The 15,425-nt window shown below is 75.9% G+C and carries 13 protein-coding genes and 4 pseudogenes; 9 read left to right on the top strand and 8 right to left on the bottom strand.

Annotation, left to right across the window (positions count from 1 at the left end; all coding sequences use genetic code 11):
- Positions 1-365: 365 nt before the first annotated feature.
- From ACQPYN_RS08660 to ACQPYN_RS08645, 4 genes and pseudogenes are all read left to right on the top strand, one after another.
- Positions 366-1,808, top strand: a complete 1,443-nt coding sequence (locus tag ACQPYN_RS08660) for an LCP family protein (protein ID WP_433035902.1) — start codon at positions 366-368, stop codon at positions 1,806-1,808.
- Positions 1,809-1,847: 39 nt separating this feature from the next.
- A pseudogene (locus tag ACQPYN_RS08655) lies at positions 1,848-2,264 on the top strand (TIGR03089 family protein); the annotation flags it as partial.
- Positions 2,265-2,425: 161 nt separating this feature from the next.
- Positions 2,426-2,566, top strand: coding sequence for a hypothetical protein (locus ACQPYN_RS08650; RefSeq protein ID WP_433039187.1), 141 nt, complete (start codon positions 2,426-2,428; stop codon positions 2,564-2,566).
- 25 nt (positions 2,567-2,591) lie between these two features.
- Positions 2,592-3,703: pseudogene (locus ACQPYN_RS08645) on the top strand (GDSL-type esterase/lipase family protein).
- An 87-nt stretch (positions 3,704-3,790) separates the two neighbouring features.
- Here the strand turns inward: ACQPYN_RS08645 and ACQPYN_RS08640 are convergent.
- Together ACQPYN_RS08640 and ACQPYN_RS08635 are read right to left on the bottom strand one after the other, a co-directional pair.
- Entirely contained in the window at positions 3,791-4,270 is a 480-nt protein-coding gene (locus ACQPYN_RS08640; protein ID WP_433035899.1) for a DUF805 domain-containing protein, read from the bottom strand.
- 107 nt (positions 4,271-4,377) lie between these two features.
- Entirely contained in the window at positions 4,378-5,535 is a 1,158-nt protein-coding gene (locus ACQPYN_RS08635) for an acyl-CoA dehydrogenase (protein ID WP_433035896.1), read from the bottom strand.
- 351 nt (positions 5,536-5,886) lie between these two features.
- Between ACQPYN_RS08635 and ACQPYN_RS08630 the strand changes: the two are divergent.
- Positions 5,887-6,777: pseudogene (locus tag ACQPYN_RS08630) on the top strand (glycosyltransferase); the annotation flags it as partial.
- Between the two features lie 105 nt (positions 6,778-6,882).
- On the opposite strand, the gene ACQPYN_RS08625 reads toward ACQPYN_RS08630, so the two are convergent.
- Positions 6,883-8,139 carry an FAD-dependent oxidoreductase gene (locus ACQPYN_RS08625; protein WP_433035893.1) on the bottom strand — a complete coding sequence of 419 codons (1,257 nt, stop codon included), beginning with the start codon at positions 8,137-8,139 and terminating at the stop codon, positions 6,883-6,885.
- Positions 8,140-8,231: 92 nt separating this feature from the next.
- On the opposite strand from ACQPYN_RS08625, the gene ACQPYN_RS08620 reads away from it, so the two are divergent.
- Positions 8,232-8,843 carry a TetR family transcriptional regulator gene (locus ACQPYN_RS08620; RefSeq protein ID WP_433035890.1) on the top strand — a complete coding sequence of 204 codons (612 nt, stop codon included), beginning with the start codon at positions 8,232-8,234 and terminating at the stop codon, positions 8,841-8,843.
- Here the strand turns inward: ACQPYN_RS08620 and purE are convergent.
- Genes purE through ACQPYN_RS08605 form a run of 3 tightly spaced genes read right to left on the bottom strand, consistent with a single transcriptional unit; the run spans position 8,813 to position 11,081 of the window.
- A complete protein-coding gene (gene purE, locus ACQPYN_RS08615) occupies positions 8,813-9,346 on the bottom strand; it encodes a 5-(carboxyamino)imidazole ribonucleotide mutase (protein WP_433035887.1) in 534 nt (177 codons plus the stop codon). The genes ACQPYN_RS08620 and purE overlap by 31 nt on opposite strands.
- Positions 9,343-10,530 (bottom strand): 5-(carboxyamino)imidazole ribonucleotide synthase, encoded by a 1,188-nt coding sequence (locus ACQPYN_RS08610; protein WP_433035884.1) that lies wholly within the window; start codon positions 10,528-10,530, stop codon positions 9,343-9,345. The genes purE and ACQPYN_RS08610 overlap by 4 nt, the downstream gene beginning before the upstream one ends.
- 23 nt (positions 10,531-10,553) lie before the next feature.
- A complete protein-coding gene (locus tag ACQPYN_RS08605; RefSeq protein ID WP_433035881.1) occupies positions 10,554-11,081 on the bottom strand; it encodes a hypothetical protein in 528 nt (175 codons plus the stop codon).
- A gap of 610 nt (positions 11,082-11,691) precedes the next feature.
- Here ACQPYN_RS08605 and ACQPYN_RS08600 point away from each other — a divergent pair.
- From ACQPYN_RS08600 to ACQPYN_RS08590, 3 genes are all read left to right on the top strand, one after another.
- The gene (locus ACQPYN_RS08600) at positions 11,692-13,368 is read left to right on the top strand and encodes a sigma-70 family RNA polymerase sigma factor (RefSeq protein ID WP_433035878.1); all 1,677 of its coding nucleotides are present in this window, start codon (positions 11,692-11,694) and stop codon (positions 13,366-13,368) included.
- Positions 13,365-13,880 (top strand): GtrA family protein, encoded by a 516-nt coding sequence (locus tag ACQPYN_RS08595; RefSeq protein ID WP_433035875.1) that lies wholly within the window; start codon positions 13,365-13,367, stop codon positions 13,878-13,880. Before ACQPYN_RS08600 ends, ACQPYN_RS08595 begins: the two co-directional genes overlap by 4 nt.
- A 287-nt stretch (positions 13,881-14,167) precedes the next feature.
- On the top strand, positions 14,168-14,383 hold the full coding sequence (locus tag ACQPYN_RS08590) for a hypothetical protein (RefSeq protein ID WP_433035872.1): 216 nt from the start codon (positions 14,168-14,170) through the stop codon (positions 14,381-14,383).
- A 21-nt stretch (positions 14,384-14,404) separates the two neighbouring features.
- Here the strand turns inward: ACQPYN_RS08590 and ACQPYN_RS08585 are convergent, their stop codons facing one another.
- Both ACQPYN_RS08585 and ACQPYN_RS08580 read right to left on the bottom strand, forming a co-directional pair.
- A complete protein-coding gene (locus ACQPYN_RS08585) occupies positions 14,405-14,911 on the bottom strand; it encodes an SDR family NAD(P)-dependent oxidoreductase (RefSeq protein ID WP_433035869.1) in 507 nt (168 codons plus the stop codon).
- 55 nt (positions 14,912-14,966) lie between these two features.
- A pseudogene (locus ACQPYN_RS08580) lies at positions 14,967-15,374 on the bottom strand (SDR family NAD(P)-dependent oxidoreductase); the annotation flags it as partial.
- Positions 15,375-15,425: the final 51 nt, after the last annotated feature.

Raw genomic sequence — 15,425 nt, 5'->3', positions numbered from 1 at the left:
CGGGAGCCCGAGCGCGGCGGCGCCCGCCTGCGCCGCCGCGACCTCGCCGAGCTCTCGACCCCGTCGGTCGAGGTCCGGGGGTCGTCGACGTCCACCAGGGGGACGACCAAGGCCCGGCCGTCGCGCCCCGACGACGACCGCCCCCGCCGCCCGGCTCCCCCGCCCCGCGACCCCGGGACCGCGACCCCCGGGACCGTGACGTCAGGGACCGCGACCCCCGCGACACGCGCGCGCTGCGCGAGCGGGAGCGCGACCGCCGTCCGGGATCCCCGCCGCCGCGGGCTCCGCGCCCGCCCGCCCCGAGCCGCGGCGACGTCCCACCCGAGCGCGGCCGCCGGTCGATCGGGCGCACGCTGCGCGTCGCGATGATCGTGCTCTCGGTGCTCGTGTTCGCTCTGTCCGGCACGGCGTGGGCGGCGCTCTCGGGCTCGATGGGCTCCTCCGGGGCGCTCGGCGACGGGCCCGTGGGCGACGCGGCGGACGGCGCGACCGACATCCTGCTGGTCGGGGTCGACAGCCGCACCGACGCGCAGGGCCAGGCGCTGCCCGACGACGCGCTGCGCGCGATCGGCGCCGGCGCCGCGGACGGCGTCGTCAACACCGACACGATGATCCTGGTCCGGGTGCCCAACGACGGCAGCCGCGCGGTGGCCTTCTCGATCCCGCGCGACAGCTACGTCTCGATCCCCGGGGCCTTCCGCCGCGACAAGATCAATTCGGCCTACCCGGGCGCGAAGGCCGAGGAGGCCAACCGGCTGGTGGCGTCCGGCGTCACCGACCCGCGCGAGGTCGACGTCCGGTCCTCCGAGGCGGGTCGTCAGGAGCTGGTGCGCGCGGTCGGCGACCTCACGGGGCTGACCGTCGACCACTACGCCGAGGTCAACCTCATGGGCTTCTACACGCTGACCAACGCCATCGGCGGCGTGGACGTGTGCCTCAAGAACCCGGTCGACGACGAGCTCTCCGGCGCCCGCTTCCCCGCGGGCCCGCGGACGGTCGCCGGGCACGACGCGCTCGCCTTCGTCCGCCAGCGCCACGGCCTGCCCAACGGCGACCTCGACCGCATCCGGCGCCAGCAGGCGTTCCTCGCGTCGATGTCCCGCAAGATCCTCTCCAGCGGCACGCTCGGCGACCCGCTCACGCTGGCCCGGCTGCTCGACGCCGTCCGCGGGTCCGTGGTCCTCGACGGCGACTGGGACCTCCTGCGGTTCGGCCAGCAGATGCAGGACGTCAGCGGCGGCGCCGTCGCGTTCCTCACCATCCCCACCCAGGGCACGCAGAACATCGACGGCCGCGGAGATGTGGTGGCCGTCGACCCCACCGCCGTCCAGCGGTTCGTCGCCGACGCCATCGGCCCCGAGAACTCGGCCGCCGAGGACGACGGCCCCGCGCCGAGCACCATCCCCGTGGACGTGCGCAACGCCTCGGGCGCGGAGGGCGCCGCGGCCCGCGTCGTCGCGGTGCTCTCGGCGCAGGGCTACGCGCGCACGGTCGCCGGCAACGCCGAGGCGCCGGCCCCGCGCTCCGAGGTGCTGTTCGGTCCCGCCGGCGACGCGGCGGGCGCCCGCGTGGCGCGCAGCCTCGGCGACCTGCCGGCGCGCTTCGACCCCGCGGTGCCGCCGAACTCGGTGCGCGTCGTGCTCGGCAACGACTACGACGGCCCCGGCGCGGCGCCGCCGCAGGCCACGGGCCTGACCGGCTCCGGCGGCGAGTCCTCGAACGGGCTCTCGGGCTCCGCGGAGACCCCCGCGCCGGTGCCCCCGCCCCAGCCGGCGATCACCGCCGAGGGCGTGGCCTGCGTGGACTAGCCTGCGTCGACCAGGGACCACCGATAGCGTCGCGCCCCGATGACCGTGACCGACGCCCTGCTGAACCCCGTGCTCGCGGCCGACGCCGCGCGCCCTCTGATCACCTTCTACGACGACGCCACCGGCGAGCGGATCGAGCTCTCGGGGGCGACGTTCGGCAACTGGGTCGCCAAGACCGCCAACCTGCTGCGCGACGAGTGCGACGTCGAGCCCGGCATGACCGTCGCCGTCCTGCTGCCGGCGCACTGGCAGACCGCCGCCGCCCTGTGCGCGATCTGGTGGTGCGGCGCGGAGGCCGTCGCCGACCCCGCGGGCGCCGACGTCGCGCTCGCCGCCGAGGACACGCTCGGCGCCGCGGCGGGCGCCGGCCTGGTCGTCGGGTTCTCCCTCGACGCGTTCGGGCGGGGCCTCGGGGACACGCTGCCGTCCGGAGCCGTCGACTACGCGACCGAGGTCCGCCTGCAGGGCGACCACTTCGACCCGCTGACCCCGGTGCCCGACGACGCCCCGCGCTTCCCGGTGCCCACGTCGCGGGCGTCGTCGCCGGCGCCCGGGCGCGCGCCGCCGAGCTCGGGCTCGGCGCGGACGACCGCGTCCTCAGTACCGCCGCGTGGCCGGTGGCGAGCACCGGCGGCCTCGTCGACGGCTTCCTGGCCGTGCTCGCGGCGGGCGCCTCGCTGGTGCACGTCCGCCACCCCGCCGGCGACCAGGAGCGGCGCGCGGGGACCGAGAAGGTCACCCGGGTCCTCGACGCGTGATCACCACCGAGATCACCCCGAGCTCGTGCGCGGGGCGCTCGAGCTCGAGCCCACCGGCGACGGCCTGCGGCCGCACCGCCTGCCCGCCCGGGCGCGCGCGCAGGCCGACGGCCAGCTGCTCATGGCGGAGGCGCAGCCGTCGGGGTGCGGCTGGTCCTGCGCACGCGGGCGTCGGTCGTCGAGCTGGACACGCTGCGCACCCGCGTCGGCTACCGCGGCCTGCCGCTGCGCCCCGACGGCGTCTACGACCTGCAGGTCGACGGCCGGCTCGTCGCCCGCGCGGGGACCTCGGGCGGGCGGGTCCTGCGTCTCGACCCGGCCACCGGGGTCGCCGAGACCGAGCCCGGGCCGGCGGGCACGGTCCGCTTCCACGGACTGCCCGAGCACGACAAGGAGGTGGTGGTCTGGCTCCCCCACACCGAGATCACCGACCTCGTCGCCCTGCGCACCGACGCGGCGATCACCGTGCCGCCCCTGGAGCGCCCGGTGTGGCTGCACCACGGCAGCTCGATCAGCCACGGCTCGAACGCCGCGAGCCCGTCGACGACCTGGCCCGCCCTCGCGGCCGCGGCGGGCGGCGTCGAGCTCGTCAACCTGGGCTTCGGCGGCAGCGCGATGCTCGACCCGTTCGCCGCCCGCGCACTGCGCGACACCCCCGCCGACCTGATCAGCATCAAGATGGGCATCAACCTCGTGAACGCGGACGTGATGCGCCGGCGCGCCCTCGGGCCCGCGCTGCACGGGTTCCTCGACACGATCCGCGAGGGCCGCCCGACGACGCCGCTGCTCGTCGTGTCCCCCATCCTGTGCCCGATCCACGAGGACACCCCCGGACCGGGCGCCGTCGACGTCGACGAGCACGGGGCGATGTCGTTCCGCGCGACGGGCGACCCGGCCGAGGTCCCCGCCGGACGCCTCACGCTGCGGGTGATCCGCGAGGAGATCGAGCGCGTCCTCTCCCAGCGGATCCCCGACGACCCGCACCTGCACCGTCTCGACGGTCCCGAGCTCTACGGCGAGGCCGACGCCGCCGAGCTGCCGCTGCCCGACCGTCTGCACCCCGACGCGGCCACCCACGTCCGGATCGCCGACCGCTTCGCCGCCCGCGTCTTCGCGCCCGGCGGGCCGTTCGCCTGACCCTCCCGACACGACGACACCGGACCCGGCGGGCGCCGGATCCGGTGTCGGGGTCGTGCGGTGTCGTGCGGGTGGTGCGGGGTCAGATCAGGGCTGGCCCTGGTAGCCCTGCTGCTGCGGGTAGCCACCCTGCTGGGGGTAGCCCGGCGCCTGCTGCTGCGGGTAGCCGCCGCCCATGGCGTCCTGCTGCTTCGGGTCCATGCCGTACTGGTTGGGGCCGCGGGTGCCCTCGAGGCACATGAACACCAGCAGAACGATGCCGCCCACGAACGGGATCAGCGCGATCAGGAGCCACCAGCCGGTGCGGTCGGTGTCGTGGAGGCGACGGACGGTGACGGCCAGCGTCGGGATCAGGACCCCGAGGGCGTAGATGCCCTGGAGCAGGCCGGGCGAGTAGAAGTAGCTGGACCCGGTCGCGATCATCGTCGACGTCCCGATCAGCGTGTCGATCAGGCCCAGGACGATCGAGGCGATCGCGCTGAACAGCGTGAACATCCAGAATTCGGTGCGACGCGCACGCCCGCTGAAGTCGGCGTACTGCTTGAGCACCTTCAGGTACCACTGCATTGGGGAGACCTCTCACGGAGCGTGGGCGGGGCCGCTCCGTTCTGGCGGTCCCTTTCGCCCGGCCAGACTAGCTACTCTTACGCTCCGTGAGGAGTACCCCGAACGGGTTACTTCTTGAGGAGGCTCCTGGCCATGACCATGCGCTGGATCTGGTTGGTGCCCTCGTAGATCTGCGTGATCTTGGCGTCGCGCATCATCCGCTCGACCGGGAAGTCGACCGTGTAGCCGGCGCCGCCGAAGAGCTGCACCGCGTCGGTGGTCACCGACATGGCGGTGTCCGAGGCGAAGCACTTCGACGCCGACGCGATCAGGCCCATGTTCTTCACACCGCGCTCGGCGCGGGCGGCGGCGGCGTACACGAGGTGCCGCGCGGCCTCGGTGTTCATCGCCATGTCGGCGAGCATGAACTGGACGCCCTGGAACTCGGCGACGGCCTTGCCGAACTGCCGGCGCTCGCGCACGTAGTCGACCGAGGCGTCGAGCGCGCCCTGCGCGATGCCGACCGCCTGCGCGCCGATGGTGGGCCGGGTGTGGTCGAGGGTGGCGAAGGCCGTCTTGAGCCCGGTGCCGGGCTCGCCGATGATGCGGTCGCCCGGGATGCGGCAGTTCTCGAAGTAGATCTCGGTGGTGGGCGAGCCCTTGATGCCGAGCTTGTGCTCCTTCGGGCCCACGGAGAAGCCGGGGTCGTCCTTGTGCACCACGAACGCCGAGATGCCGTTGGCGCCCTTGTCCGGGTCGGTCTTGGCCATGACCGTGTACCAGTCGGAGATGCCGCCGTTGGTGATCCAGCACTTGGTGCCGTTGAGCACCCAGTCGTCCCCGTCCTGCTGCGCGCGGGTGCGCATGGAGACGGTGTCCGAGCCGGCCTCGCGCTCGGAGAGCGCATAGCTGATCATCGACTCGCCCGAGGCGATCGTCGGCAGCACCTGCTGCTTGAGCTCCTCGGAGCCGCTCAGGATGATCGGCATCGAGCCCAGCTTGTTCACCGCCGGGATCAGGGACGCCGACGCGTCGACGCGCGCGATCTCCTCGATGACCATGCAGGCCACGATCGAGTCGCCGCCCTCACCCCCGTAGGCCTCGGGGATGTGGATCGCGTGGAACCCCGCCTGCACGAGGGCCTTGCGGGCCTCCTCGGGGAACCGGGGCGTCTGGTCCACCTCGAAGGCGTGGGGCGCGATCTCCTTCTCGGCGAGCGCCCGGACCGACTCACGCAGCGCGTCGCGCTCCTCGCCGAGGCTGTACAGGTCGAAATCGGGGTCCACGGCGATCCTCCATACACGGCTGCGTTCCGCCACACGATACTCGGACGTCCGACCATCGTGGCCCTCGCACGATCCCGAAGGGGTGTGGTCCCGGCTACGCTCCGCCCCCGTCGCCACGTCCACAACCCCGAGGCGAGGGAGTCCTGCGATGCGGGCACTGCTGGTCACCGCGGGGTCGCGGGGAGACGTGGCGCCGTTCCTCGCGCTGGCGCGCCACGGGGTCGCCCGGGGCGACGAGGTGCACCTCGCGGTCACCCGCGAGGCCCGCGACGACGCCGACCGCACGGGCGCCGTCGTGCACGGGCTCGACGGTGACTTCGCCGCGCTCATCGCGTCCCAGGGCACCTCGCCGTGGACGGCGCTGCGGACCTACCGGACGACGATGGGGCCGATGCTCGCGGCCATCGAGCGCTCCGCGGTCGCCGCGGCACTCGCGGCCGCGCCCGACGTGCTGCTCACCCACCCCAAGATCCTCACGGCCGGCGCGATCGCGGCCCGCCGGGGACGGCCGTGGGTGCGCGCGGAGATCGTGCCGACGCTGACGCCCACCCGCGCCTTCCCCGCCGCGGGCCTCCCGGTCCCCGACGTCCCGGCCCTGAACCCCCTGACCTTCCGCGCGCTCGCCGCCGGGGCCCGGCTCGGCGAGCGCGCGGCCCGGCGGCGCGTCGAGCGCGACATCGGACCGCTGCCGCCCGGCGCCGCCCCGACCCGCACCGTCGTGCCCGTCAGCCCCGTCCTGGTCCCCCGGCCGGACGACTGGCCCGCCACGACCGTCGTCACCGGCCGGTGGGTGGACCCGCCCGACGGCGCCGCCGCCCCGCCCGACCCCGAGCTCGACGCCTTCCTCGCCGCCGGCGACGTCCACTACGCGGGCTTCGGCTCGATGGCGCGCGGCGACCCCGTGCCCGGGCGCGCACCATCGTCGACGTCCTGCGCGCCCGCGGTGCGCGGGTCCTGCTGGTCACGGGGTGGGGCGGGCTCGAGGTGCCCGACGACCTCGCCGGCCCGGACGTGCTCGTGCGCGGGTCCGTCGACCACGCCTCCGTGCTGCCGCGCTGCGCCGCCGCGCTCCACCACGCCGGGGCGGGGACCGCCCACGCCGTGGTGGCCGCGGGCGTGCCGTCGGTGCCCGTGCCGATGTTCGCCGACCAGCCGTTCTGGGCGCGGCGGCTGCACACGGCCGGGCTGGCGGGGCCACCGGTGCCTGGCGGGCGTCTCACCGCCGCGCGGCTGGACCGTGCCCTCGACGCCCTGCCGCCCCGCGCCGACCTCGCCGGCCCCGCCGCCCGGATGGCGGCCGAGGACGGGGTCGGCGTGGCGTGGGGGTGCTCGAGGAGACGGCCGGCCTCAGGCGGCCGTGACCGGCGCCCGGCGAGCGAAGTCGGGGGCGCGCTCGGGGCGCAGCCCGACCCCGATGAGGTAGGCCGGCACGGCCGTCACGCGCGGGAACGCCGCGGCGAGGCGGCGCACGATCCTCGGCGGACCCGCCATCCGTCCCTCGAGGGCCGGCGTGACGATCGCCCGGTGCATGAGGCGCTGCAGCGTCTGCACCGCGATCGTCGGCAGCAGGCGGCGGCGGCGCACGCGGTCGAGGTCGGCGCCGCTGACCTCTCCCGCGAGCAGGGGCCCCGCGAGCAGGGTCGCGGTGGCGACGGCGTCCTGCACCGCGAGGTTGATCCCCACCCCGCCGATCGGCGACATCGCGTGCGCGGCGTCGCCGATGCAGAGCAGCCCGTCGACGTGCCAGCGGCGCAGCCGGTCCAGGCGCACGTCGAGGAACTTGACGTCGTCCATGCTCTCGAGCGCGTCGACGCGGTCGGCGAGATCGGGCGCGAGGTCCGCGACGTCGGCGCGGAAGGCCTCGATCCCGCGGGCGCGGATCTCGGCGTCGCGGCCCTTCGCCGACATGGAGGCGACCTGCAGGTAGCCCTCGCGAGGGATCACCACCGCCATCCGCCCGGGGCCGATGCGCGGGGTGAGCGCGGGCCGGTCCTCGCCGGCGTGGCGGGGCAGCCGGAACCACCAGGCGTCCATGGGGCACGGGAAGTCGACGACCTGCAGCCCGGCCTGGGCGCGGGCCTTCGACCCGCGGCCGTCGCAGGCCACCGTCAGGTCCGCGGCGAGCTCGCCGGTGGCGCCGTCGGCGGTCCGGTACGCCACCCCGGTGACGCGTCCCGCGGCATCGCGACGCAGGTCGGTGACCTCGGTGCTGCGGCGCAGCGTGAACGTCGGCTCGGCCTCGGCCGCGTCGGCGAGCAGATCGAGGAGGTCCCACTGCGGGACCATCGCGACGTAGGGGTGGGCGACACGACCGGCGAGGCGGCGGAAGTCGCCGACCACCAGGCTCTCCCCGTCTCCGACCGGGAACGCGACCTCCTCCATGCGGCTCTGCGGCAGGGCGTCGAAGCGCTCGCCCAGGCCGAGCTCGTCGAGCAGGTCGAGCGTCGTCGGGTGGACGGTGTCGCCGCGGAAGTCCCGCAGGAAGTCCGCGTGCTTCTCGAGCACGGTGACCTCGACCCCGGCCCGGGCCAGCAGCAGCCCGAGCACCATCCCCGCCGGGCCGCCCCCGACCACACAGCACGTCGTGCGCTCCACGGTCCCCACCCCATCTCCTGATCTCAACGTCTGTTGAATCCGAGTGTGCGCGCGCCGGCGACGGAAATCAACGGCTGTGGAAAAACGGTAGGGTCGGCCCCGTGACCGACACGAGGGGCTCCGCCCGGCGGGGGCGACGCCCGGGCGACTCCGGCACGCGGGAGGCGATCCTCGACGCGGCGCGCGGCCGGTTCAGCTCGGAGGGGTTCCGCTCGGCCACCGTGCGCGCCATCGCCGGCGACGCGGGCGTCGACCCGTCGCTGGTGATGCACTTCTTCGGCACGAAGCAGGCGCTGTTCGTGGCCGCCATGGAGTTCCCGATCAACCCGGCGGAGGTCGTGCCCCACATCGTCGGGCCCGGGGTCGACGGGCTCGGCGAGCGGCTGGTCCGCTTCCTGCTCGGCCTGGTCGACGAGCTCGGTGAGGCCAACCCGATGCTCGGGCTCGTGCGCTCGGCCGTCGGTCACCCCGACGCGGCCCGGATGATGCGGGAGTTCCTCGGCGAGGCGATCCTCGACCGGGTGGCGGCCGCCATCGAGGCCGACCGGCCGCGCCTGCGCGCCGACCTGTGCGCCTCGCAGATCGTCGGGATCCTGATGGCCCGCCAGATCCTCGCGCTGCCCGAGCTCGCCGCCGCCGACCGCGAGACCCTCGTCGGGGTCTACGGCCGGACGATCCAGCGCTACCTCACGGAGCCGCTGGATTCTCCCTGAGCCTCACCGTGGGCGCGGGCGGCGAGCGCGGCGTCCTTGGTGGCGACGGAGTCGGCGAGCCCGGCCTGGAAGCGCTCCATCGCCCGGGCGAGCTCCGGGTCCGACGCCCCGAGGATGCGCACCGCGAGCAGGCCCGCGTTGCGCGCCCCGCCGATCGACACGGTCGCGACGGGCACGCCCGCGGGCATCTGCACGATCGAGAGCAGCGAGTCCATGCCGTCGAGGTGCGCCAGCGGCACCGGCACGCCGATCACCGGCAGCACGGTGGCCGAGGCGACCATGCCGGGCAGGTGCGCCGCCCCGCCTGCCCCGGCGATGACCACCCGCACCCCGCGGCCCGCGGCGGCGCCGGCCCAGTCGAGCATCGTGCGCGGGGTGCGGTGCGCCGAGAGCACCCGCGCCTCCCAGCCCACGCCGAACTCGTCGAGCGCGGTCGCGGCGGCGCGCATCGTCGGCCAGTCGGAGTCGCTGCCCATGACGACGGCGACCGGTGGAGTGCTCATGCGTGCGGGTCCCATCCGTCGCTCCACGCGCCGGTGGAGAGGTGGTCGGCGGCGAGGCGGGCGCGGGTGCGCACCTCGTCGAGGTCGTCCCCGCGCACGGTCACGTGGCCGATCTTGCGGCCGGGACGCTCGGCCTTGCCGTAGAGGTGCACGCGCGCGTCGGGGAAGCGCGCGTAGGTGTGGTGCAGGCGCTCGTCGATGCGCATCGCGGGCGTCGGGTCGCCGCCGAGGACGTTGGCCATGACGGTGACCGGCGCGGTGGTCGTCGTCGCGCCGAGCGGGTAGTCGAGCACCGCCCGCAGGTGCTGCTCGAACTGCGAGGTCACCGAGCCCTCGATCGTCCAGTGCCCGGAGTTGTGCGGGCGCATGGCGAGCTCGTTGACGAGGAGGCCGTCCTCGGTCTCGAAGAGCTCCACCGCGAGCAGCCCGACGACCCCGACGGCGGCGGCGATGCGCAGGGCGAGCTCCTCGGCCTCCTCGGCGCGCTCCGGGTCGAGACCCGGCGCGGGAGCGAGCACCTCGGTGCAGATGCCCTGCTCCTGGACCGTCTCGACCACCGGCCACACGGCCGCCTGCCCGAACGGCGAGCGCGCCAGCAGGACGGCGAGCTCGCGGCGCAGGGCCACCCGCTGCTCGACCATGAGCGGGGTGCCGGCGGCCAGCAGCTCGTCGACGGTGCTCCGCGCCTGCTCGGCGTCGTCGAGGACCCACACCCCGCGCCCGTCGTAGCCGCCGCGCACGGCCTTGAGCACCACCGGCCACCCGTGGTCGGCGGCGAAGGCGAGGACGTCCTCGGGACCGGACACCGCGGCGAACGGGGGCACCGGCTCCCCGAGGTCGGCGAGCCGGGTGCGCATGACGAGCTTGTCCTGGGCGTGGAGCAGTGCGTCGGGGCCCGGGTGGACGGTGAAGCCCTCCTCGACCAGGGCGCGCAGGTGCTCGCCGGGCACGTGCTCGTGGTCGAAGGTGATCGCCTCGGCCCCGGCGCCGGCCTTGCGGAGGGCGTCGAGATCGGTGTGCTCGCCGAGCACGACGTCCGGCGCCACCAGCGCCGCGGGCTCGTCGGGCCCCGCCGCGAGCACCCGCAGCGACTGCCCGAGGGCCACCGCCGCCTGGTGCGTCATCCGCGCCAGCTGACCGGCGCCGATCATCGTCACCACGGGCAGGCCGGTGCGCTCGTCCACGGTCGGGAGACAGTACGCGCTGATCAGAACTCTGCGGGGTCCGGCTCGGCAGGGGTCGCCTCGTCGGGGCCCTCGTCACGCAGCCGCTCCAGCAGCGCGCAGGCGCCGTCGTGGGTGGCGGGCAGCCGCGCGATCCGTACCGAGGGCGTGCCGACCAGGCCCTCGGCGGCGGCGAGCCGGCGTGCCAGCAGGCGGCGCAGCACGGCCGCCCGCTCGGCGAGGCCGCCGCGTGGGGCGAGGACGACGACCGTGCCGCGCCCGACGACCGCGATCGACTCGCCGGCGTCGAACACGACCCCGGCCGCCTCCCCGGCGATCGTCAGCGGCGCGACGCGGCGCCAGTCGCGGACGTCGAGCGCGAGGACCACCAGCGCGTGCTCCTCGCCCGCCGCGCGGCCGTGGGCCCGGGCGGCGCGGTACACCTCGGCCAGGCGCGTCCGCAGGTAGCGGACGCTCGCGAGCCCCGAGAGCGGGTCGACGGCGGCCGTCTCGGCGAGGTCGCCGCAGGCCACGTCGGTCCAGGCGAGCGAGACCGCGCGCAGCAGCCGCACGCCGTGGGCTCCGCGGCCGGGGGACGGGGACACGTCGAGGGCCGACGGCCTCGGGTCGTCCCGGCCCGGGGCGTCGGGACCTCCCCGCCGGAGACCGCGGTGTTGAGGGCGGCGAGGTCGGTGAGGGTCTCGGCCAGCCCGACGCCTGCGCCGGCCCGGGCGCCCGCCCAGCGGGCGAGGGCCCGCTCCACCGCGCGCTCACGGGCGGCCGTGCCGGGGTGGCGGGCGGTCACCACGGCGCACACCGCGTCGACCGCCGGGTCGGGCCACTCGACGGCCGCGCCCCAGCCCAGCGCACTGCTGCACGCGAACCACCGCTCGCGCAACGCGGCGGCACGCCCGGGTCGCGGGGTGGCCCCGTCGACCACGGCGCGACCGGGTCCGGTGCCGGCCGGGCCACCCGATGTCGTCCTGACGTCCATCCCCGCGCCGACCTCCGGCGTTCGTCGTTCTGCTGCCTGCCATCCCAGGACCCGTGTGAGGTCCGTGTGGAGGAGACGCGCGGGGACGTCGCCCATGACGGTGACGGTCACCGGTTCGACCGATTGCTGCAGGACACACTGCGCCGGACGGGTGAGGGGCCGGATGGGTGAGGGGGTGGTCAGAGGCGATGCCGCAGGACGAGGACGGGCAGGTCGGTGACGCCTCCGACCCCGACTCCGACCCCGACGACACCGCCGGCGGTCCCGGGGAGGACCTGCGCAGCGACGCCGACCTCATCGCCCGCCTGCGCGGGCGCGGCGCGGACCGGGACTCGACCGACGCCTTCGCGACGCTCTACGGGCGCCACCAGCAGGCCGCGCGCGCCCTGGCCCGCCAGCTGGCCCGCTCCCCCGCGGACGCCGACGACCTCGTGGCGGGCGCGTTCACGCGCATGCTCGAGATCCTGCGCGCCGGCCGCGGGCCCACCGAGGCGTTCCGGGCGTACCTGCTGACCTCGGTGCGACACCTCGCCTACGACCGCAGCCGCGCCGAGCGCCGCCTCGACCTCACCGACGACATCGCCGACGTCCACGGCATCGACCCCGACGGCACGATCGTCCCGTTCACCGACCCCGCGCTCGCGGGGCTCGAGCGCACCCTCGCCGCGCGGGCGTTCGCGACGCTGCCCGAGCGATGGCAGGCGGTGCTCTGGCACCTCGAGGTCGAGGGCGACAGCCCGACCGACATCGCACCGTTGTTCGGCCTGACCGCCAACGCCGTCTCCGCGCTCGGCTACCGCGCGCGGGAGGGGCTGCGGCAGGCCTACCTGCAGGAACACCTCGCCTCCGGGTCCGGACGGTGGGACCGGCGCCACCGCGAGACCGGCGAGAAGCTCGGCGCCTACACCCGCGGCGGGCTCGCCCGGCGGGAGGCGCAGCGGGTCGAGGCGCACCTCGCCGAGTGCGGCGAGTGCCGCGCGCTCGCCGACGAGCTGCGCGACGTCAACGCCGGCATGATCCGGTCGGTCGTGGCGCCGCTCGTGCTCGGCGCCGGGCTCGTCGGCTATCTGGCGTCCCGCGGCTCCACCGGCCCGCTCGCCTTCGACGCGAGCACGGGCGAGCTCGCCGTCGCCGGGGGCGGCGCGCTGGGCGTGCTCGGGGCGCTGACCGGGATCACCGGCGCGCCGCGCCCGGCCGCGCCGGCCCGGATCGGTGTCGCCGGCGCCCTCGGTCTCGCGGGCGTGGTGGGCGTCGCCGCGTTCGTCGTCGGCGACGTCGTCGAGCCACCCGCCTCGCCGCCGCAGGCCGCGCCGGGGCTCGCCCTGCCGCCCCGGGCCGCGCCGGGGCTCGCCCTGCCGCCGATGGCGCTGCTGCCGCCGCGGCTGCCGGGGGCGCCGGTCGCGCCGCCGCTGTCCCCGCCGTCCCCGCTGTCCCCGCCGGCCCCGACCTCGGTCCCCCGCGACCCGGCCCTGGCCGTGCCCGACCTCGCGGGCCCCGGCGTCGGGGAGGCGGGAGGTACCGGGAGCGCCAGTGACCGGTCCGCGCCGACGGTGTCCGCGGGAAGGGTGTCGGACGGCACGGGGCGCACCGCCACGAGGTCGTCGTCGGACCCGAGCCCGCGATCCGCGGACCGGACCCCGGCGCGCTCCGCCGCCCGGTCCGCGCCGGCGTCGTCGGGAGGACGGGACGGGGACTCCGCGGCGCGCCCCGCCACCGCGGCGCTGGTGGTCCTCGCCCCGGACCGCACTCGCCGGGCGGGCACCGACTGCGCCGTGACGACGCGCCTGCCGGCGCTCGGATCCGCGGGCCTGGTCTGCCCGACCGGCCGTCCGGAGCGGGAGGCGTCACTAGACTCGCGCCGATGACCGAGCACCGGACGCGCGGCGTGCCGCCGCTGCGGGGGTGGCCACGGCAGGGGTGGCTCGCCCGGCTCGCGGAGCGTCACGGCGAGCTCTTCAAGTTCGCCGCCGTCGGTGCGATCACGTTCGTCGTGGACACCGCGGTGTTCGTCACCGCCAAGTCGACGGTGCTCGAGCCCAAGCCCGTCACCGCCAAGGTCCTCGCGGTGCTCGTCGCGACGATCGTCGGCTACGTCCTCAACCGCGAGTGGTCGTTCCGTCTGCGCGGGGGCCGGGGGCGCCCGCACGAGGCCCTCCTCTACTTCGCGGTGTCCGGCGTGGCGCTCGGCATCAACGCCGCGCCGCTCGGGATCTCCCGCTACGTGCTCGACCTCGCGCAGCCCGCGGTGTCGGCGCTCACCGAGCACGTCGCCGACCTGGTCAGTGCCCAGATCATCGGCACCCTCCTCGCCATGATCTTCCGCTGGTGGGCGTTCCGGCGCTGGGTGTTCCCCGACGAGGTCGGCCCGCTGCGCTGAGGTCGGCGCGACCCCGGTCGCTCGCCCGTCGTGATTGCCCAGGGGCCCGATCGGGGGACCGGACTGGACCCGACGGGGGCGCCGGTCATCGCACGGTCGCGACGGGACGACCGTCGGTCTCCGACCAGGGGCCGGTCACCGCCCGATCGCGGAAGGGAACGCAAGGTTCTTGATACCTTCGGTACCGCGCTCCCGACCGGACGGTCGGGTGGTTCGGGACACCAGGACGCGGAGGAGGACCTGCTGTGCCCAGACTACCGTGCCCCCGTCGGCCCGCCGGCCGGCCCGTGACCACGGATCCTCTGCTCGAACCCGACGAGCTCGAACACTGCGACGGGCTCATGGTCCTCGTCCTCGATCCCGTCACCGGCGCCGCCGACACCTACGGCCCCTACCCCGCCGGACGGGCGCGCGCCGAGGCCGACGGTCGACGCCAGGAGCTCGACGCGGAGGACCTCACCGAGGTCACCGTCGCGCTCGTGCGCCACCACCGCCCCCGCTAGGACCCTCGCGCCGGTCCGGCCTCAGACGTCGTCCCGGTCGGTCGACGTCGACAGCGGCTCCCACCGGTCGAGGTCCTCGGCGAGGCCCGCCAGGCGCGTCCGGATCCCGGTCACCGCGTCGCGGCCCAACGGCAGACGCAGCGGCGCGTCGACGGCGTCGAGCGCGCTGAGGATCGCCGCGGCGGCCTTGTCCGGGTCGCCCGGCTGGGTGCCGTCGCCGCCGGTCACGAACGCGCGCGTCGGCCCCACCGTGTCCTCGTACTCCGGCATCGGTGTCGACATCACCGCCGCGCCGGGACGGAAGAGCTCGGTGCGGGACGCGCCCGGCTCGACGACGAGGAACCGGACGTGCCGGCACTCCTGCGCCACCGTCTCGGTGAGGCCCTCGAGCGCGAACTTCGTCGCGCAGTAGACGCCGAAGCCGGGCACGGTGACCTGCCCGCCCACCGACGACATCTGCACGACCGCGCCCGAGCCCTGCGCGCGGAAGTGCGGCAACGCCGCCCGGGTGAGCAGGGCCGGCCCCAATGACGTGGAGGTCGAACAGCGCGCGCAGCTCGTCCTCGGTCGTCTCCTCGAGCGCGCCGACCTGCGTGCGCCCGGCGTTGTTGACCAGCACGTCGAGGCGCCCGTGCCGGGCGACGACGTCGTCGACGGCCGCGGTGAGGTCGGCGCCGGAGGCGGTGACGTCGAGGGCCAGCGGTTCGACCTGGCCGGGGTGCGCGCCGGCGAGCTCGGCGAGGGCGTCGGTGCGCCGGGCCGCGGCGACGACCGTGTCGCCCGCGGCGACGGCGGCCTCGGTGATCGCGCGGCCGAAGCCGCTCGAGGCCCCGGTGACGAGCCAGACGCGGTGGCGGCCACCCTCGTCCTCGCCTGGCGCGCCGATGACCGCCGGCCCGCTGTGCGCGCCTACGTCGACGCGTGCCGGGAGGTGCTCGCGGCGCGGGCCTGACGCCGTCCCGGCCGGCGCTCGGCCCCAGCTGGAGATCACCGGACCGAAAGGCACCCGAGATCGGCCTCCGGACGTGCCTTTCGACCTGTT

Source organism: Actinomycetospora sp. CA-053990 (assembly GCF_050948445.1).
Taxonomy (GTDB): domain Bacteria; phylum Actinomycetota; class Actinomycetes; order Mycobacteriales; family Pseudonocardiaceae; genus Actinomycetospora; species Actinomycetospora callitridis.
The sequence above is the reverse complement of the archived record's forward strand: the minus strand, read 5'-3'. Positions and strand labels throughout refer to the sequence as shown.

What these genes read in the sequence shown, in the direction of transcription:
- ACQPYN_RS08600 (WP_433035878.1), top strand. Translation starts at nt 11,692, where the DNA reads ATGCCGCAGGACGAGGACGGGCAGGTCGGTGACGCCTCCGACCCCGAC.
- ACQPYN_RS08660 (WP_433035902.1), top strand. Translation starts at nt 366, where the DNA reads ATGATCGTGCTCTCGGTGCTCGTGTTCGCTCTGTCCGGCACGGCGTGG.
- ACQPYN_RS08595 (WP_433035875.1), top strand. Translation starts at nt 13,365, where the DNA reads ATGACCGAGCACCGGACGCGCGGCGTGCCGCCGCTGCGGGGGTGGCCA.
- purE (WP_433035887.1), bottom strand. Translation starts at nt 9,346, where the DNA reads ATGAGCACTCCACCGGTCGCCGTCGTCATGGGCAGCGACTCCGACTGG.
- ACQPYN_RS08640 (WP_433035899.1), bottom strand. Translation starts at nt 4,270, where the DNA reads ATGCAGTGGTACCTGAAGGTGCTCAAGCAGTACGCCGACTTCAGCGGG.